The following is an 18,425-nucleotide window of genomic DNA, read 5'->3' as shown; positions in this document are numbered from 1 at the left end:
TAAAAAATGGAGAGTGTAAAAATGACTTTAAAAAACAGATCAAGAAGACTTAGAAAAAGTGCATTAGTAAGAGATTTGGTAAGAGAAACTAAATTAGATATAAATGATTTAGTGTATCCATTATTTGTAGTTGAAGGAGAAAATGTAAAAAAACCAATACCGTCACTACCTAATAGCTATCATTTCTCAGTAGATAAATTAATTGAGGAAGTAAAGGAATTAACTGATTTAGGTATTCATTATATATTACTTTTTGGATTACCTAATTCAAAAGATAGTGTTGGATCTAGTGCTTATGATGATAATGGTATAGTTCAAAGAGCAATAAGAGAGGTAAAAAAAGAGGTTGAAGATGTATATATAATCACAGATATATGCTTATGCCAGTATACAGATCATGGACATTGTGGTTTATTAAGTGATTGTGGAGAGGTAGAAAATGATAAGACTCTTGAAAAACTTTCAAAAGTAGCAATAAGTCATGCAAAAGCAGGTGCTGATATGGTAGCTCCATCAGATATGATGGATGGAAGGGTAGAAAACATGAGAAATACACTTGATAGGGAAGGATATACAGAAATTCCTATAATGAGCTATAGTGTAAAATACGCTTCATCATACTATGGACCATTTAGAGATGCTGCAGATTCAGCACCTAAATTTGGAGATAGAAGTAGCTATCAAATGGATTTTGCAAATCCAAATGAATCACTTAGAGAAGCAGAACTTGATATCAAAGAGGGTGCCGATGTAATAATGGTTAAACCTGCTCTAGCATATCTTGATGTAATCAGAAGAGTAGATGAAAATTACAATATTCCAATAGCTGCATATAATGTAAGTGGGGAATATGCAATGCTTAAGATGGCTATAGAAAATGGTTTAATGGATGAAAAAGTAATAATGGAGTCTCTACTTGCTATAAAAAGAGCAGGAGCAGACATCATAATAACATATTTTGCAAAAGAAGTAGCAGAGAAATTAAAAAATGCATAAGCTTTTATAGTAATAATAAAAGGGATATATTCAGCTGAATATATCCCTTTTGTTTATCCTATTTTTTTCAAAAATTCATCATAAGTCATCATTTTATCAATAATGCCTTCTTTAGTTACTTTTATTATTCTATTTGCTACTGTATCGATAAATTGGTGGTCATGTGATGTGAATAATATATTTGATTTATAATCTCTTAAACCATTATTTACTGCTGTGATTGATTCAAGGTCTAAATGGTTGGTAGGTTGATCAAGTATCAATACATTGGCACTACTAAGCATCATCTTAGATAGCATGCATCTCACTTTTTCTCCACCTGAAAGTACCTTAGCCTTCTTTAGGGCTTCTTCACCTGAGAAAAGCATTCTTCCTAAAAAGCCTCTTAAATAGCTTTCTGATTGATCTTCAGAAAATTGTCTCATCCAATCAACTAAGTTCAAATCTACATCATTGAAGAACTCTGAATTATCATTTGGAAAATATGATTTTGTTATAGTTACTCCCCATTTAAAGCTTCCACTATCAGCTTCATCTTCTTCCATCAATATCTTAAACAATGTGGTTATAGAAATTTCATCTCCAACAAAAGCTATCTTATCTCCTTTATTTACAGTGAAGTTCACATCTTTTAATATAACTTCACCATCAATAGTTTTATTTAAATCTTCTACCATCAAGATATCATTTCCAACTTCTCTTTCAGGTTTAAATCCAACAAAAGGATATTTTCTATTAGAAGGAGCTATATCATCTATAGTTATTTTTTCAAGTAATTTTTTACGAGAAGTAGCTTGTTTAGATTTAGATGCATTGGCACTAAATCGAGTAATAAATGCTTGTAACTCTTTTACTTTTTCTTCTTTTTTCTTATTTTGATCTTTCATCATGCTTTGGGCTAATTGGCTAGATTCATACCAAAAATCATAATTACCTACAAATAATTTAATTTTACCAAAATCTATATCGCATATATGAGTACATACGGTATTCAAGAAATGCCTATCATGAGATACAACTAAAACTGTACCTTCAAAATCTATTAAAAAATCTTCTAACCAATTTATAGATTTAATATCTAAGTTGTTAGTAGGCTCATCTAGTATCAAAATTTCTGGTTTACCAAATAATGCTTGTGATAAAATGACCTTTACTTTTTCTGAACCTGTTAGCTCATTCATTTTCCTCTCATGCATGTCAGTTGGTATTCCTAGTCCTTGAAGTAGTGATGAAGCTTCAGCTTCTGCTTCCCAACCATTCAATTCAGCAAATTCTCCTTCTAGTTCTGATGCTTTTATACCATCTGCATCTGAAAAATCTTCTTTCATATATATAGCATCTTTTTCTTTCATTATTTCATAAAGTCTAGAATTACCCATTATAACTGTTTCTAGAACAGAATAATCGTCATATATATTATGATCTTGCTTTAAAACACTCATTCTAGCATCTTTTGGAATGCCTACATCTCCAGTATTAGCTTCTATTTCACCTGATAAAATCTTTAAAAAAGTAGATTTACCAGCTCCATTAGCACCTATAATTCCATAACAATTTCCAGGGTTAAACTTTAAATTTACATCATTAAAAAGTTTTTGATCCCCATATCTTAAACTTACATTAGTTACTTGTATCAATTTAATTATCATCCTCTACATATAGTTTTGCATTAAGCTTAAGTATATCACATTATTTGATAACTTTATATATTTTTTAAAGAATATCAATAATTTAAGATAAATATAAATTTTAAAAGCAAATTATTTTATTTTCTTCACAATATTCTGATATATTTTAAAATCAAAATGTGATAAAATTAAATGATAATTAAAAATCAAAGAAATCGGGGGATAAAATGAAAAACAAAGTATATTTTAGAACAATTATAATTATATTAGTATTAGTTGTGGTAATGCTGTCTATCCATTTTTTCAATCTTTTAAACATTCGAAATCTTAGCTTTACAGATGATTGGAGTCAAGACTTTAAGCTTGGTAAAACAAAGGATAGAGATTTTAAATTATCATCTTTAGATGAAAAATTACTTAATTTAAATGTAGAATCAAAAAACATCTTAAAATTCAATATAATAAACAAAGATGGTAGTATAGATGAGACTGGCAGCAATGAGATTTCAAACTTTGAATTTGAAAAGGTAAATCAATCATATTTGGTAAAGAATAATTATATTTATCTCTATGAAAAAAACGTATATTTATCTAAATTTGACTCAAATAAATTTATCGAACCTATTAAAATAATAGATGATGTAAACTATCTAACGGTAGAAGAACAAGGTGAAGATATATATATATTACTATAAGCAATGATGAAAAGATAAGTGTGTCAAAAATAGAAAATGAAAAAATAGAAAACATATATGAAAAAGATAATACTGAAAATATAAAAAGTGCATATTATACTGCTGATGAAAAAGGTGAATATATAATTGCAATAGAAAATCAAGGTGTTGAAAGCGAATTAATTACATTTTATCCTTTAAAAAATAATGGTGAAAAAATAGTTTTAGAAGATGTAAATAAATATTCAGGTTATAGTATAAAAGATATAAATATTGATAATTTAGATGGTAAGTTAAGTATTTCATATATTCTAAGAATCAATCAGAAAGGTATTAGAATAAATGAGATAAAAAACATTCAAATTGATAAGCTAACCAATAAGATTAAAAAGAATGATTATGATTTAAGAGAGTATAATATTGAAAATTTAGATTCAGATATAGAAACATATGTAGAAGATAATAATATCCATATATTAGGTTCTGGAGAAAATGGTAATAATAATTTTTCTTCTGAAAAAAACGATATTTTTGATATTAGATTAAATGAAGATGGAGAAATAGTTGATAATACTTTCATCTCAACTACTGATAAATACTCAAGTAAAATTGCAGTATCTGAAATAAATAATAATAAATATATAGTATTTAGTGAAATAGTATCAAATGAATATGATTTAAGGATTTTTAGTGATGCTAAGGATATGATTGATAGAGAAAGTGTAATAAAAGAAGATTATATGTCAGTTCTTTCAAAGGTAGTAGTTATACCACTTATTTCTATAATGTATACAGTTATAAGGGGACTTATATTACTTTTCTTTATGGTAGTTCCTCTGGCTATATTCTTTTTTACTTATTTTAATAGTGGAGATAGTAAGGATAAGGTTAAAATTTTAGGAATGATAGGAATTTATATTATTACAAATATTATAGCATTTAGATTTGTATATTTCACAAAAGGTAATGAAGTATATTATCCAGCATTCTTCTATAGCAATATATATAGAATAATTGGACCAATCATAACAAATATCCTTACTACTATTGCTACTTTTGTATTTTATAGAGAGGGTAAAATCAAAGGAAGTGACTTATCCTTTTTAGCATATCCTGTGTTTTTTGTAATATTAGATGTGTTTTTAAATAATATATTTTATGTTCCATTCTTAACCTTGTTTAGACTTTTTGGTTTTTAGGATTTAGATGATATAATATATATAGAAACAATTAAGAGGTGAAGAAATTGAATTTATTAACTATAGAAAATATATCTAAAAGGTACTCTGAAAAGGAATTATTTAATAATATAACTTTTGGTATAAATGAAGAAGACAAAATAGGTCTAATTGGCATAAACGGAACAGGAAAATCAACCTTACTTAAAATAATTACAGAAAATGTTGTTCCTGATAGTGGAAGGATCATAAAAAGAAATGATCTGAAAATAGAATATTTGAGTCAAAATCCACATTTTAAAGAAAATGCTACTATATTAGAGCAAGTTTTTTATGGTAACAATGAAATCATGAAAACTATAAGAGAATATAATGAAGCTATAGAAGATAAGAATACTAAAAATGAAAGAATAATAAAATTATCTGCTAAAATGGATATGCAAAATGCATGGAATCTCGAAGCTGAAGCAAAGGAGATGCTAACTAAACTTGGTATAAGTGATTTTACTAGAAAGGTGGATAATTTATCAGGAGGACAAAGAAAAAGAATAGCCCTTGCCAGTGCTCTAATCAAGCCATGTGATTTACTTATATTAGATGAACCTACAAACCATCTAGATAATGAATCAATAGATTATTTAGAAGAGTATTTAAAAAGCAGAAAAGGTGCATTACTCATGATAACCCATGATAGGTACTTTTTAGATAGAATAACAAATAAGATAATAGAGCTAGATAATACTAATATTTATGAATATATGGGAAATTACAATTATTTTTTAGAAAAGAAAATAGAAAGAGAAGAACTATTAGAAAAGGAAGAAGGAAAAAGAAAGAGATTATATAACAATGAACTAAAATGGATGAGGACAGGGGCAAAAGCTAGGACTACCAAACAAAAAGCTAGGATTCAAAGATTTGAGAATTTAAAAGAAAGTGAAATTGATTTGAACAAAGAAAATATAGATATATCAGTTGGAACAAGAAGGCTTGGTAAAAAGATAATAGTATTAGATAATATATCCAAGTCTTATGGTGATAACAAATTAATACAAAACTTTTCTTATACAGTTTTAAGAGATGATAGATTGGGAATCATAGGTCCAAACGGTATAGGTAAATCTACTCTCTTAAATATAATAGCTGGTATAAAGAATGCAGATAGTGGTAATGTAGAAGTGGGGGAAACTGTGAAAATAGGTATGTTTTCACAAGAAACATATCATATAGATGAATCTCTTCGCGCTATTGAATATATAAAAAAGGGTGCAGAATATATAGAAACTGCTAATGGAGATAAAATAACTGCGTCTCAAATGATGGAGAACTTCCTATTTCCAAAAGATTTACAATGGTCTTATATATCTAAACTATCTGGAGGAGAAAAAAGGAGATTGCACCTTTTAAGGGTACTTATGGAAACACCTAATGTACTGCTTTTAGATGAACCTACTAATGATTTGGATATAGAAACCTTAAGAATATTAGAGGATTATTTAGAAAACTTTAAAGGAGCTGTAATTTCAGTATCACATGATAGATATTTCTTGGATAAGATGGCAGAAAAATTATTTGAATTTAGGGGTAATTGTGAAATAATAGAACATACAGGAAATTATAGTGCATTTAAAAAAGAAAATGATCAAAAGGTAAACACTTTATTTGAAAAAGAAAATAAAGAAAAAAAATCTAATCTAGAAAGTCAAAAGCCTAAAAACACTAAATTAAAATTTTCTTATAATGAAAAGAAAGAATATGAAGAAATAGATGAAATTATAGCAAGTCTAGAAAAGCAAATAGAAGAAATTGAGAAAAAAGTAAATGAAACTAAATCAGATTATGTCTTACTTGAAGAACTTTTAAATGAAAAGAAAATATTGGATAAGAAATTAGAAGATAAGATGGAAAGATGGATATATTTAAATGATTTGGCTGAAGAAATAGATGGAGCAAAAAAATAAAGATATTAAAATGGCTAAAATTTCATGGTTATAATTCTTAATTATTACACACAATAATTAGGAATCCAAAAAAAATGGAGGTAAAAACATGAGGAAATTAGCTGATTCAGAACTATTATCTTTAACTGGATTATTAAAATTAGAAAAAGATGGTTTAGCAATGTCTAAGGCAGTTAAAAATTTAATTGGTGATCAAGATCTACAAAAAGTAGCAGATTCTTCAATACTTGCCATGGAAGGTAGAATACAAGGTATTCAACAATTTATAAATGAAAATAATATTGCGTCCACTCAGGAGGTAAAATAATATGAGTTCTATATTAAATAATATGGTTAAAAATGGTACAGATATTAATGATGAAGTAATAATTAACAATATGTTAGCTGGTGGAAAAGGTGCTGCAGATGCATATCTTAATGCTACGCTTACTTGTGCTACTCCAGAACTCAGAGCCAATGTATGGAGCTAGTTTAAATCAAATAGTCACAGGACATTCTGCTATTACAGAACTTGCTGTAAAAAAGGGATGGGAAAATCCTTATGATGCACCAAGTAATCAATTATCAAATGCATATGCTAAATCTCAAAATACTTTAAAATCAAAGAAATAAATAATCTAAAAAACTCAGGAAGTTTCCTGAGTTTTTTGGGTATAAATTAATAATAAATTGATTTATATGATATGCTAAGGAATGGAGCGATGTTATGGATTATTTTGATAGTATTAGAAATGCTAAAGAATATATAAAAATGGCAGAAGGAATAGATGGAACTTATCTTGTAAATATATTTAAAAAACATTTAAAAAAGGATTCTTTTGTCTTAGAACTTGGAATGGGTCCTGGAAAAGATTTGGATGAATTAAAAAAATGCTATAAAGTAGTAGGTTCTGATAAATCAAAAGCTTTTTTAGATTTATATAGTGAAGAAAATAAAGATATAGAACTTTTATTATTAGATGCTAAAACATTAAAGACAGATAAAAAATTTGATGGGATTTATTCAAACAAGGTACTCATTCATTTAGATAAAGAGGAATTAAAAGAATCTATAAATAGACAATACAATATATTAAATGAGGGTGGACTGGCACTGCATAGTTTTTGGAAAGGTAATTCAGAAGAAATAGTAGAAGGTTTGAAATTTGTGTATTATGAAAAAGGTGAACTTTTAGAATTATTTAGTAAAAAGTTTAAGGTTGTAGATGTAGATTATTATACTGAAATGGAATATGAAGATTCAATTTATATTATAGTTAAAAAGGCTTAAGTTATTTTGAGTCTTTTTAACTTTGTTTAGCTATTTCACTACTATATAGTTGACTTAAGATTTTAAAGGAATATAATAATAGTTAGGACATCTAAAAGGATTAGAGGTGAAAAAATGGAGGAAATTATAAAGAAAATAATTGACATTGATAAAGAAGCTATAGATTTAGAAAAAAACTCCAAAGAACTTATAGAAGATAAGCAAAGAAATCTTAGGAAATATTTTGAAGATATTGAAAGAAAAGAACAAGAAAAAGCTGATGAAAGAATACAAGAACAAAAACAAGAAATAAAAAAAGAAACAAAGCAAAAAATAATAGAATTAGAATTGAAAAAAGAAAGCACAATTAAAGGCATTGAAAAAATATATATGAATAAAAAGAATGAGATGATTAAAGAATCTATAAGTAAAATATTACAATTATAGCCTTTATATAAGGAGTGAATATAATTTGGGTAGTGTCACAAAATTTGCTGCTATAAACACTAAAGTTAGAGCCTTAAAACGCAAGATGCTTAATTTAGATGACTATATAAATTTAATAGAAAAAAATAGTGTATCTGAAATCATAGAATATCTAAAAACTAATACAGGTTATAAGAAAGCTTTTAAAGGTATAGATACAAAAGACATATATAGGGATGAATTAGAACTATATTTAAAAAAATATATGATAAAACAACATGAAAAATTAATTCATTTTTTTATAGGTGATTACAGAAAAATAATCAAAACCTTATTTAATAAATTTGAAATAGAAGATCTAAAACTTTATTTGAGAACTATTTCAAGAGGTGAAGATCTAGATTCTATAAAAGATCTGATTCTTTATAAAGGACCTTATAGCACCATAGATCATGAAAGCTTAATGAAATCTAAAACTACAAAGGAACTAGTAGGGAATTTAAAGGGAACAATATATTATGATATTCTCTATCCTTACTTAGAAGAAGAAAAAGATAGATTGATGTTTTATTTTGAAATGAATTTAGATAGGCTTTATTTTAAAAAACTATATGAACAAGTACAAGCTTTAAAAAAATCTGATAGAGAAGAATTAGAAGATATACTAGGTATAAATATAGATCTCTTAAATATAGAATGGATTTATAGAGGAAGTAAGTTTTTTAATCTTTCTTCTGAAGAACTTGTTAACTATGCAATAAAGGGTGGAAAAAGGATTAACTATGATTTAATCAAAAAACTTACCTATGCTAAAACAGAAGATGAATTCATAGATTTGATTGCAAAAACCCCATATGATTTTTTATTTAAAGATAAGAAGAATATAGATTTATATATGGAAATAAAACTTGAATCATATATGTATGGTAGATTTTTAAATTATTTTCATGAAGGCAATATGGATTTAATGGTTTCAATAAGTTACATACATCTTTTAGAATATGAAATAAGGGATATTATATCTATTACTGAAGGTGTGAGATATGATTTGGATAAAGATGAAATAAATAAATATATTATAAGAAAAATTCACAAGGAGGTGAAATAAATGGCTATAGAGAAAATGTCTATGTTAAACCTTGTAGGTTCAATAAAGGATGTAGATAATGTAGCAAGGAAAATCATTCTTTCAGGAAATTTAGATGTTGTAAGTGCCTTAAACGAAATAAAACAAAGTAGATTTAATCTAGATGTAACAGAGAGAAATGTAGATAGTCTAGCTGGGATGGCTAGTGTTCACCCTTTAGAACTAAGCGAAAGTTATAGGGAATCTTTAGAGAAAATGAAGATTATAGAAAATGCATATAATCATAAATTCAAGATAAAGAAAGAATATTTAAAGCAAGATATTAAGCTAGAAAAAATGGAAGAAAGCATAAATGCTTTATATAAAGAATTTTCACCGATAGTTAAAAAACAAAATCAGTTACAAGAAGAAATATATGAAGCAGAGAAATCTATAGAAAGATTTAAACTGATTGAAAATATAGATATAAACATAGAAGATCTAGATAATATGGAAAAGTTTAATTATTATTTTGGTTCATTGACCAAAGAAAATAGAATAAAAGTAAAAAGAAATTACGAAAACATACCAGCAATTGTAATACATGAAGGAACTGTAAATCGAGATGAAGTATATTTAGTAATATATCCAGTTGATTTAGGGATTGAAACAGAAAGAATTTTGAGGTCTTTAAATTTTAAAAAATTAGAAATAAAAAAAGGCTTTAAAGGTAAACCAATAGATATAATCAAAAAGTTAGAAGAAGATAAAAAAGAGAGACATAAAGAACTACAAAAGATAAAAAATGAATTAGATAAACTTAAAGCAGACAACAAAGAAAGAATAGAAAAATGCTATACTATATTTAAAATTCAAGAGAGAGTAAATGAACTTAAGAAATTGATGGTTGCAACAAGGCATTTATTTTATTTATCAGCATGGATTCCTACAAATTGTATAAATGAATTTGAAGATAAGATTAAAGATATTAAAGATCTAACAATTCACTATGAAAATCAGGAAGATTTAACAACCGTCTTAAATCCACCTACAAAACTAAAGAATAATTGGCTATTATCTCCATTTGAATACCTTATAGAGATGTATGCAACTCCTTCATATAATGAGATAGATCCAACATCACTTTTAGCAATAACATATATGCTGTTTTTTGGAGCTATGTTTGGAGATGTAGGTCAGGGACTTGTAATATTTTTAGGAGGAATGTTTTTAGCACGTAAGAATGGAAGTAAATTTGCTAAACTTATTTCTAGGGTTGGAATAAGCTCAATGATCTTTGGTGTGCTTTATGGTAGTGTGTTTGGATTTGAGGAAATTCTTCCCGCCATACTGATTAGTCCATTTGAAAATATTCAAACTATTTTAATATCTTCTGTATTAGCTGGTATAATTTTAACATATATCTCTTTTACATTTAACATAATAAATGGGATCAAATTAAGGGAATATAAGGATGCATTGTTTGGTAAAAATGGAATAGTGGGAGCATTATTTTATGCATTGATATTGTATCTTATAGCACAAAATATCATAAAGCTACCAGCTATACCCTTATTTTTAGGCATGTTAATTTTACTTTTATTTATTGCTATAATGATTGTAAGAGAGCCATTAACCAATCTTATATTTTCAAAAAGACCCTTGTATAGTGAAGATGTATCGTCATACTACATAGAAAGCTCATTTGAAATAATTGAAACATTACTTAGTATGATTAGTAGTACACTTTCATTTATAAGAATTGGAGCATTTGCACTTACGCATGTAGGATTATTCATGGCATTTCAGGTCATATCTGAGTTAATTGATAATGTATTCTTTAGCATAGTGGTTTTGACTGTTGGAAATATAGTGATAATAGCCCTAGAAGGATTGATAGTTGGAATACAAGCACTTAGGCTTGAATATTACGAATTATTTAGTAAGTTTTATAGAGGAGAAGGCAGAATTTACAGACCTTTTAAAATAGAAAAAGAGAACCAATAAAAAGGAGAGGTAATGATGATTATTTTAATATTAGCTATGACAACGCTTTTAGTACTTGCGACCATTGGAACAGGTGTATATCTTATAGGTAAAGAGGGACAGGAAGCAAAATTCAAATTAAGTAAAGCTTTGAAGGTTAATTTGTTTACATTTGTACCACTTTTGTTAGCTTCACTTGTAATATTAGTGCCAGATGCAGTAAGAGCTGCTGCAGAGGGAGCAGAAGCTGCTAATGGAGGATTACAGTATATCGGTGCAGCACTTTCAACAGGACTTGCAGCAATTGGTGCTGGATATGCAGTTGGAGCTGTAGGTTCATCCGCACTTGGAGCAGTATCTGAAGATCCATCAATACTTGGTAAAACACTTATATTTGTTGGACTTGCAGAAGGCGTTGCAATATATGGATTGATTGTATCTATATTTATACTCTTTGTATAGGTGATAAAGATGAAATCATTTTTAATAAGTGATAATAGAGATACATTTCTTGCAATGAGACTTGCAGGGATTGATGGAGTAATAGTAAATGAAAAAGATGAAATATTAAAGGAGCTAAATTTAGCAATAAAGAATGAAAACATAGGAATTATAATAATAACGGAAAAGATACAAGAAAAAGTAATGGATAAGGTGATGGAAATAAGAATAGAAGAAAACAATCATCTTATAGTTACTATACCCGATAGATATGGATATTCAAGTAAGGAAAATTTCATAAGCAAATATATAAATGAATCTATAGGAATAAAAATTTAGGGTGGTGAAAGTTTGATAACCATTGAAGAAAAATTAAATCTTTTTTCAAAGCATGTTTTTGAAGATATAAAAGAAATACAAGATGAAAAAATGAAAAAAATAGAAGCGCATAATAAAGAACAAATGGATAAACATAGGGAAAAAATAGAAAGACAAAACAGACAATATGCAGAAAAAAAGATAGATATAATAAAAGAAAAAAGCTCAAAAAAAATATCTCAAAAAATAAGTCAAGTTAGAAGAGATATAATGCTCAAAAAAAATCAACTTTTTACTAATATTATTGAAGATATAAAAAATCAATTAGAAGAATTCGCAAATAGTAGTGATTATAAGGATTATCTTAAAAAAAGTCTTGAAAAAGGCTTGTGTGAATTAAAGAATAAAAACACTTTAGAAATTCAAGTTTCAAAATCAGATATAAAAAACAATAAAGATTATATTAAAGATATTGTCAAAGAAAATGGCTTTAAAGAAGAAAATATAAGTATAATTGAATCAGAGGAGCTTATAATCGGTGGAGCAATATTAGTAGATAAAAACAATAAAATAAGTTTAGATATTAGCCTTTTAGAAAAGCTGAATGAAAACAAAGGATATATAGGAAATATGTTTTATGAGACAGTTGATAAAGTAGGTGAAGAAAATGGAAGGTAAAGAAGGTATAATAACTCAGATAAATGGTCCTGTTATAAAAGGTAAATTCATGAGCAATTTCAAGATGAGAGAAATGGTTACAGTGGGAAAGAAGAAATTAATTGGCGAAGTAATATCTTTAGATGGCAATATTGGAACCGTTCAAATATATGAGGAAACAGAAGGCTTAACACTGGATGAAAAGATATATCCTACAGGGAGACCCTTGTCACTAAAACTAGGCCCTGGAATGATTGGAAATATGTTTGATGGTATTCAAAGGCCTCTTAAAAAAATAAATGAAATTGAAAAAAACTTCATACCTGAAGGAATAGGTCTTTTATCTATTGATGAAGAAAAGCTGTGGGATGTTAAAATATTAGTAGAAAAGGGACAGGTATTAAAGGCGGGAGAGATATTTGCAGAGGTAGAGGAAACTTCCCTTGTAACTCATAAAGTAATGATACCTCCCAAAATAAATGGTCAAGTAATAGATGTAAAAAAGAGTGGAAAATACAATATAGAAGAAACTTTACTTGTATTAAAAGATCAAAAAGGAATTGAACATGATATAAAGATGTATCAATACTGGCCAGTTAGGAATTCACGTCCAGTAATGAAAAGAAGACAAATAGAAATGCCACTTGTTACAGGTCAAAGAGTAATAGATATATTTTTTCCCATAGCAAAAGGTGGTACAGCAGCAATACCAGGTGGATTTGGTACAGGAAAAACAATGACTCAACATCAACTTGCCAAATGGTCTGATGCAGATATCATAGTATATGTAGGTTGTGGAGAAAGAGGAAATGAAATGACTGAAGTATTAGAGGACTTTCCACAATTAATTGATCCAAAAAGTGGAAAACCTATAATGCAAAGAACAATACTTATAGCAAATACTTCAAATATGCCTGTTGCAGCAAGAGAAGCAAGTATTTATACAGGTATTACAATGGCAGAATATTTTAGAGATATGGGATATCACGTTGCAATAATGGCAGATTCTACATCCCGTTGGGCAGAAGCACTTCGTGAAATATCTGGAAGACTTGAAGAGATGCCAGCAGAAGAAGGATATCCAGCTTATCTTCCAACAAGACTTGCAGAATTCTATGAAAGAGGCGGATATGTAGATACATTAAATAACAAAGAAGGTTCTGTAACTATAATAGGCGCTGTTTCACCTGCAGGTGGAGATTTTTCTGAGCCTGTAACTGAAAACACTAAGAGATTTGTCAATGTATTTTTAGCATTAGATAAGGATCTTGCATATTCAAGGCATTATCCTGCTGTAAACTGGCTTGAAAGTTATAGTGGATATATAAAAGTATTAGATGAATGGTACAGAGAAAATGTAGATGAAGATGTATTTAAACTTAGAAACAGAATGCTTAGTTTATTACAAGAAGAAGATAAATTAAAGGATATAGTTTCACTAGTAGGAGAAGATGTGCTACCTGATGATCAAAGATTAGTTTTAGAAATAGCTAAGGTTATAAGAAATGGATTCTTGCAACAAAATGCATTTCATAAAGAAGATACTTACGTGCCACTTAAAAAACAATACAAGATGCTTGAAGTAATAGAGTATTTATATAGTATGAGTAACAAGGCTATAAAAGAAGGTATTGCAATATCGCAAGTAAAAAATGATGATTTATTTAGTGAAGTAACAAAGATGAAATACAATATTCCTAACGATCAACTAGAAAAAATAGATGACTTAGAAGAAAAAATTAAATCCTACTATACTAATTTAATTTCAAAATACAAAGATGATGGCAATGAGGATGTGATTTAATAATGAAAAAATCTTATATAGGACTCAAAACTATAGATGGACCACTCATATCCTTAGAAGCCATAGAAGGTGTAGGATATGGTGAACTTATAAATATAGAAACTGGAGATAATGAATATAAAACTGGAAAAGTTATAAAGATAGAAGAAGAAAATATTATAGCTCAAGTATTTGAAACAACATCAGGAATGAGTACAGAAGATACAAAAATTAAATTTACAGGTAAACCTTTTACTCTAAAACTATCAAAAGATATAATGGGAAGAGTGTTTAATGGATTAGGGCGTCCTATAGATGGTGGAGGAGATATTTATACAGGTAAAAGCCACAATATAAATGGTAGACCAATAAATCCAGTAGCAAGACAGTATCCAAGAAACTTCATACAAACAGGTATATCTTCCATAGATTGCCTAACCACACTTATAAGAGGACAAAAACTACCTATATTTTCAGGCAATGGACTAAGTCACAATGAACTTGCAGCGCAAATAGTGAAACAAGCTAAGATAAGCTCTGAGAGTGACAAGGAATTTGCTATAGTTTTTGCAAGCATTGGCTCAAAGCATGATGATGCAAACTTCTTTATAAGAAGCTTTGAAGAATCAGGAGTACTTGATAATGTAGTAATGTATATAAATTATGCAGATGATCCCATAGCAGAAAGAACTACAACACCAAGATGTGCACTTACTGCAGCAGAATATTTAGCATTTGAAGAAAATATGGAAATACTAGTCATAATGACAGATATAACAAGCTATAGTGAAGGACTTAGACAGATTTCATCAGCAAGAGAGGAAGTTCCAAGTAGAAAAGGATATCCAGGATATCTCTATTCTGATTTAGCTTCCCTTTATGAAAGGGCAGGAATGCTTGAAGATAGAGATGGTTCTATTACATTTTTACCAATACTAACTATGCCAAATGATGATATAACTCATCCTATCCCTGACTTAACAGGATATATCACTGAAGGACAAATAGTTTTAGCTAGGGATTTAGATACAAAAGATATATATCCTCCAGTAGATATATTATCATCACTTTCAAGACTTATGAAAGATGGTATAGGTGAAGGTTATACTAGAGAAGATCATCCAGATGTTTCAAATCAACTATTTTCTTCATACTCGCAAGTTGTAGAGATCAGAGAACTTGCACAAATCATAGGAGAAGATGACCTATCTGATAGTGATAAAAAATATATGAAATTTGGACGAGAATTTGAAGGTAGATTTTTAAAACAAGGACATGATGAAAATAGATCTATAGAAGAAACACTAAATTTAGCTTGGGAGATACTTGCTATATTACCTGAAAATGAATTAGATAGAATAGATCCAAAGTTAATAGATAAGTACGCGCATTACAAAAGGAAGGAATAATATGGCTAAAAAAATTGTTCCAACAAAAAGCAATTTAATGAAATCCCAAAAATCAGAGAATTTAGCTAAAAAAGGCTATGATTTATTAGATAAAAAGAGAACCATATTAATAGGCGAGATGATGAATTTAATAGATGAAGCCAAAGAAGTTCAAGGACAAATCAGAACTACATTTAGTGATTCATACCAGGCACTTCAAGATGCAAATGTAACAATGGGTGTAAATAGTGTAGAAGAGATTGCACTTTCTATAAATAAAGAAGATGATTTTGAAATACTCCTTCGTAGTGTAATGGGAGTAGAGATTCCACAAGTTAAATACGATAAAAAAGATTTTAAAGCTCAATATGGAATATTCAGATCAAACCCAGCACTGGATACAGCAGTAGTAGATTTTCAAAATATAAAATATCTAATATATAGATTAGCAGAAATAGAAAACTCAGTATTTAAACTAGCAACAGAAATACAAAGAACCCAAAAAAGAGCCAACGCCCTAGATAAAATACAAATACCAAAATATAAAAAACAAATAAAATATATAGAAGAAACATTAGAAGAAAAAGAAAGAGAAGATTTTTTTAGACTTAAAAAAGTGAAGGATAAGAAGAAGTAGGAAACTAGAATGGGTAAAACTATTCTAGTTTTTTACTATTACATTTTAAAAAACATTGTAAGATTTTAATGATTTATCCGTCTTATATATAAGGAGGTGAAAAAGTGACAAGTGAAGAATTTGAAAAGATATACCAAATTTATTTTAAAGATGTATATTATTATATATTAAGTTTATCTAAAGATAAATATATAGCAGAAGATATAACTTCTGAAACTTTCTTAAAAGCAATTAAAGCAATAGATAAATTTAGAGGAGATGCCAAGCTTAGAATATGGTTATGTCAAATTGCAAAAAATGAATATTTTTCATATTTAAGAAAAAACAAAAAACTGGATAATGCTAAAGATTTAGATGATATTATAGAAAAAAAAGGAGGCAATTTCTTTGAAAAAGAGATAGTATTAAAAGAAGAATTCATAGAAATAAATAATATAATTAATTCTTCACTTAAAGAGCCCTATGAACAAGTTTTTAGATTGAGAGTTGATTCTGGTTTAAGTTTTAAGGAAATAGGGAATATATTTGGAAAAACTGATAATTGGGCTTGTGTCACTTTCCACAGGGCAAGAAAGAAAATTCTAAAAGAATTGGAGGATAAATCATGAAATTAACTTGTGATGTAATAGAGGATTTACTACCATTAGTAGCAGAAGATTTAGCAAGTGAAGATACAGTAAAACTTGTAGATGAACACATAGAAAATTGTAAAAAATGTAGGGATGAATATGAAGAATTAAGAGCAAATGGTGTAGGATATGAAGCTAAAAAGGATATAGAATTAATTCCCTTAAAAAAAATAAAAAGAAAACTTAAAAAAAGAAATATTTATATAGGGATTTTAGCAGCACTTATTGTTTCTTTAATTTTGTTTGTAACTTTTGAAAAGCTAACAAAACCCATACCTATAATTTATCCCAAGGCTATTCAATCTATAGAAGAAGATGATGGGAAATTATTTATAGGATTTAGTGAAGAGGTATCTAATTATGAAATTAGGAAGTTTGAATATGGAGGAGAAACTCAATATGATATTGTTAGTTGGAGAACTTATTTAAGCAATATATTAGATGAAGGAGAAGTAAAGAATGCTGTAATAAAGATAGAAGAAAACAATGTTGATGCAGTATACTATGTAAATCAAGATGGGAATATAGATAAACTTATTTACGGTAAATCTTTTGAAGAAAATACAGTCACTCTTCCAAGATTAGCTATGAATTATTATCTCACCATAGCAGGGATTGTTTTTATTATATTTATGATTTTTTCATTAATATATAGAAGAAATCATAAGATAAATAAAATAACTATACCAATAATGGTTCTATCCTTATCATATATGGTATCGCACATTATTATATTAGGAACTAATGGTGTAACGTATAATATAATTAGAGATTTCTTCTTCGTCAGCCTAACAGGTGTATTATTATTTTTTATATCTATGCTGTTAATATATAAAGATAGTTTTTTGAAAATTAAAGATAAATAGGAGTAAAACTAGAATGGTTAAAGCTGTTCTAGTTTTTTATATTTTAATTCCAAATTACTGGTAATTCAGATATTATTTATATATAATTGTTTTTGAGGGGGATTTTTATATGTTATTTAACCTAGTGCTTATATCAATTGAAATAATGATTATTTTTATGATTAAACAAGTGAGAAATAACTTAACAAAGCTTCATCTATATTCACACAAAGCAAAAAAATATATGGCAAATTTTCATAAAATAGATGAGGATTATATAAAGGAATATAATAAAAAATACATACTTCCTATGTTATATATAATTCTAATAGTATTAATAATTATGTCAATATCTACAATTATATTTGAAAGAGATGTCTATCATAGATTCATTATGGGGGGATTTACTGTTTATTTTATTGTTATTACTGTATTTACAGGATTAAGTATGTTGATTATGAATAAAAGAGTAAATGAATAGTTTTAGTTTTTATTTATAATTAAAATCAAAGCAATCTGGTAATATGTCAAGAGATAATTTCTAAGTAAAAGAAAAGAAACGA

Annotated in this window: 21 protein-coding genes; 20 read left to right on the top strand and 1 reads right to left on the bottom strand. The window is 27.8% G+C overall.

What is annotated here, in order from left to right; genetic code table 11:
* Window positions 1–21 precede the first annotated feature (21 nt).
* Window positions 22–996, top strand: coding sequence for a porphobilinogen synthase (gene hemB / locus ACTHUW_RS05000; RefSeq protein WP_442197559.1), 975 nt, complete (start codon window positions 22–24; stop codon window positions 994–996).
* A 53-nt stretch (window positions 997–1,049) separates the two neighbouring features.
* Here hemB and ACTHUW_RS04995 read toward each other — a convergent pair whose 3' ends face one another.
* The gene (locus ACTHUW_RS04995) at window positions 1,050–2,633 is read right to left on the bottom strand and encodes an ABC-F family ATP-binding cassette domain-containing protein (protein ID WP_442197558.1); all 1,584 of its coding nucleotides are present in this window, start codon (window positions 2,631–2,633) and stop codon (window positions 1,050–1,052) included.
* A gap of 218 nt (window positions 2,634–2,851) precedes the next feature.
* On the opposite strand from ACTHUW_RS04995, the gene ACTHUW_RS04990 reads away from it, so the two are divergent.
* The 19 genes from ACTHUW_RS04990 to ACTHUW_RS04900 all read left to right on the top strand — a co-directional run bounded on the left by ACTHUW_RS04990 (window position 2,852) and on the right by ACTHUW_RS04900 (window position 18,343).
* Window positions 2,852–3,319, top strand: coding sequence for a hypothetical protein (locus ACTHUW_RS04990; RefSeq protein ID WP_442212750.1), 468 nt, complete (start codon window positions 2,852–2,854; stop codon window positions 3,317–3,319).
* A 20-nt stretch (window positions 3,320–3,339) separates the two neighbouring features.
* Window positions 3,340–4,497, top strand: a complete 1,158-nt coding sequence (locus ACTHUW_RS04985; protein WP_442199167.1) for a hypothetical protein — start codon at window positions 3,340–3,342, stop codon at window positions 4,495–4,497.
* 47 nt (window positions 4,498–4,544) lie between these two features.
* Window positions 4,545–6,437, top strand: a complete 1,893-nt coding sequence (locus tag ACTHUW_RS04980) for an ABC-F family ATP-binding cassette domain-containing protein (RefSeq protein WP_442212748.1) — start codon at window positions 4,545–4,547, stop codon at window positions 6,435–6,437.
* Between the two features lie 88 nt (window positions 6,438–6,525).
* Window positions 6,526–6,744 carry a hypothetical protein gene (locus ACTHUW_RS04975; RefSeq protein WP_442197554.1) on the top strand — a complete coding sequence of 73 codons (219 nt, stop codon included), beginning with the start codon at window positions 6,526–6,528 and terminating at the stop codon, window positions 6,742–6,744.
* A gap of 1 nt (window position 6,745) precedes the next feature.
* Complete coding sequence (locus ACTHUW_RS04970; protein WP_442210285.1) at window positions 6,746–6,907, top strand: spore coat protein; 162 nt, start codon at window positions 6,746–6,748, stop codon at window positions 6,905–6,907.
* Window positions 6,894–7,049: a hypothetical protein gene (locus ACTHUW_RS04965; RefSeq protein ID WP_442212746.1), complete on the top strand. Its 156-nt coding sequence runs from the start codon at window positions 6,894–6,896 to the stop codon at window positions 7,047–7,049. Before ACTHUW_RS04970 ends, ACTHUW_RS04965 begins: the two co-directional genes overlap by 14 nt.
* Window positions 7,050–7,143: 94 nt before the next feature.
* A complete protein-coding gene (locus ACTHUW_RS04960; protein ID WP_442212744.1) occupies window positions 7,144–7,707 on the top strand; it encodes a class I SAM-dependent methyltransferase in 564 nt (187 codons plus the stop codon).
* A 114-nt stretch (window positions 7,708–7,821) separates the two neighbouring features.
* Window positions 7,822–8,133 carry a hypothetical protein gene (locus tag ACTHUW_RS04955; protein ID WP_442212742.1) on the top strand — a complete coding sequence of 104 codons (312 nt, stop codon included), beginning with the start codon at window positions 7,822–7,824 and terminating at the stop codon, window positions 8,131–8,133.
* A gap of 25 nt (window positions 8,134–8,158) precedes the next feature.
* Complete coding sequence (locus ACTHUW_RS04950) at window positions 8,159–9,220, top strand: V-type ATPase subunit (RefSeq protein WP_442212739.1); 1,062 nt, start codon at window positions 8,159–8,161, stop codon at window positions 9,218–9,220.
* Window positions 9,221–11,185, top strand: a complete 1,965-nt coding sequence (locus tag ACTHUW_RS04945; RefSeq protein ID WP_442212737.1) for a V-type ATP synthase subunit I — start codon at window positions 9,221–9,223, stop codon at window positions 11,183–11,185.
* A gap of 15 nt (window positions 11,186–11,200) precedes the next feature.
* The gene (locus ACTHUW_RS04940) at window positions 11,201–11,626 is read left to right on the top strand and encodes an ATP synthase subunit C (protein WP_442197548.1); all 426 of its coding nucleotides are present in this window, start codon (window positions 11,201–11,203) and stop codon (window positions 11,624–11,626) included.
* 9 nt (window positions 11,627–11,635) lie between these two features.
* Window positions 11,636–11,944 carry a V-type ATP synthase subunit F gene (locus tag ACTHUW_RS04935; RefSeq protein ID WP_442197547.1) on the top strand — a complete coding sequence of 103 codons (309 nt, stop codon included), beginning with the start codon at window positions 11,636–11,638 and terminating at the stop codon, window positions 11,942–11,944.
* A gap of 12 nt (window positions 11,945–11,956) precedes the next feature.
* Window positions 11,957–12,601, top strand: a complete 645-nt coding sequence (locus tag ACTHUW_RS04930; protein WP_442210296.1) for a V-type ATP synthase subunit E — start codon at window positions 11,957–11,959, stop codon at window positions 12,599–12,601.
* On the top strand, window positions 12,591–14,384 hold the full coding sequence (locus ACTHUW_RS04925; RefSeq protein ID WP_442212735.1) for a V-type ATP synthase subunit A: 1,794 nt from the start codon (window positions 12,591–12,593) through the stop codon (window positions 14,382–14,384). The genes ACTHUW_RS04930 and ACTHUW_RS04925 overlap by 11 nt, the downstream gene beginning before the upstream one ends.
* Before the next feature lie 2 nt (window positions 14,385–14,386).
* On the top strand, window positions 14,387–15,772 hold the full coding sequence (locus tag ACTHUW_RS04920; RefSeq protein ID WP_442210299.1) for a V-type ATP synthase subunit B: 1,386 nt from the start codon (window positions 14,387–14,389) through the stop codon (window positions 15,770–15,772).
* 1 nt (window position 15,773) lies between these two features.
* On the top strand, window positions 15,774–16,388 hold the full coding sequence (locus ACTHUW_RS04915; RefSeq protein WP_442197543.1) for a V-type ATP synthase subunit D: 615 nt from the start codon (window positions 15,774–15,776) through the stop codon (window positions 16,386–16,388).
* Between the two features lie 104 nt (window positions 16,389–16,492).
* A complete protein-coding gene (locus ACTHUW_RS04910; protein ID WP_442199176.1) occupies window positions 16,493–16,996 on the top strand; it encodes an RNA polymerase sigma factor in 504 nt (167 codons plus the stop codon).
* On the top strand, window positions 16,993–17,883 hold the full coding sequence (locus ACTHUW_RS04905) for a zf-HC2 domain-containing protein (RefSeq protein ID WP_442199177.1): 891 nt from the start codon (window positions 16,993–16,995) through the stop codon (window positions 17,881–17,883). The genes ACTHUW_RS04910 and ACTHUW_RS04905 overlap by 4 nt, the downstream gene beginning before the upstream one ends.
* 109 nt (window positions 17,884–17,992) lie before the next feature.
* Window positions 17,993–18,343, top strand: coding sequence for a hypothetical protein (locus tag ACTHUW_RS04900; RefSeq protein ID WP_442198737.1), 351 nt, complete (start codon window positions 17,993–17,995; stop codon window positions 18,341–18,343).
* Window positions 18,344–18,425 lie beyond the last annotated feature (82 nt).

It is taken from the genome of Senegalia sp. (in: firmicutes) (assembly GCF_052088025.1).
Taxonomy (GTDB): Bacteria; Bacillota; Clostridia; order Tissierellales; family SIT17; genus Anaeromonas.
This window is presented reverse-complemented; position numbering and strand designations above follow the sequence as displayed.

Bases quoted from the DNA above. Each gene is read 5' to 3' on its own strand.
- ACTHUW_RS04935 (WP_442197547.1), top strand. From the start codon at position 11,636: ATGAAATCATTTTTAATAAGTGATAATAGAGATACATTTCTTGCAATG.
- ACTHUW_RS04965 (WP_442212746.1), top strand. From the start codon at position 6,894: ATGTATGGAGCTAGTTTAAATCAAATAGTCACAGGACATTCTGCTATT.
- ACTHUW_RS04940 (WP_442197548.1), top strand. From the start codon at position 11,201: ATGATTATTTTAATATTAGCTATGACAACGCTTTTAGTACTTGCGACC.
- ACTHUW_RS04925 (WP_442212735.1), top strand. From the start codon at position 12,591: ATGGAAGGTAAAGAAGGTATAATAACTCAGATAAATGGTCCTGTTATA.
- ACTHUW_RS04920 (WP_442210299.1), top strand. From the start codon at position 14,387: ATGAAAAAATCTTATATAGGACTCAAAACTATAGATGGACCACTCATA.
- ACTHUW_RS04900 (WP_442198737.1), top strand. From the start codon at position 17,993: ATGTTATTTAACCTAGTGCTTATATCAATTGAAATAATGATTATTTTT.
- ACTHUW_RS04990 (WP_442212750.1), top strand. From the start codon at position 2,852: ATGAAAAACAAAGTATATTTTAGAACAATTATAATTATATTAGTATTA.
- hemB (WP_442197559.1), top strand. From the start codon at position 22: ATGACTTTAAAAAACAGATCAAGAAGACTTAGAAAAAGTGCATTAGTA.
- ACTHUW_RS04960 (WP_442212744.1), top strand. From the start codon at position 7,144: ATGGATTATTTTGATAGTATTAGAAATGCTAAAGAATATATAAAAATG.
- ACTHUW_RS04955 (WP_442212742.1), top strand. From the start codon at position 7,822: ATGGAGGAAATTATAAAGAAAATAATTGACATTGATAAAGAAGCTATA.
- ACTHUW_RS04915 (WP_442197543.1), top strand. From the start codon at position 15,774: ATGGCTAAAAAAATTGTTCCAACAAAAAGCAATTTAATGAAATCCCAA.
- ACTHUW_RS04975 (WP_442197554.1), top strand. From the start codon at position 6,526: ATGAGGAAATTAGCTGATTCAGAACTATTATCTTTAACTGGATTATTA.
- ACTHUW_RS04945 (WP_442212737.1), top strand. From the start codon at position 9,221: ATGGCTATAGAGAAAATGTCTATGTTAAACCTTGTAGGTTCAATAAAG.
- ACTHUW_RS04970 (WP_442210285.1), top strand. From the start codon at position 6,746: ATGAGTTCTATATTAAATAATATGGTTAAAAATGGTACAGATATTAAT.
- ACTHUW_RS04905 (WP_442199177.1), top strand. From the start codon at position 16,993: ATGAAATTAACTTGTGATGTAATAGAGGATTTACTACCATTAGTAGCA.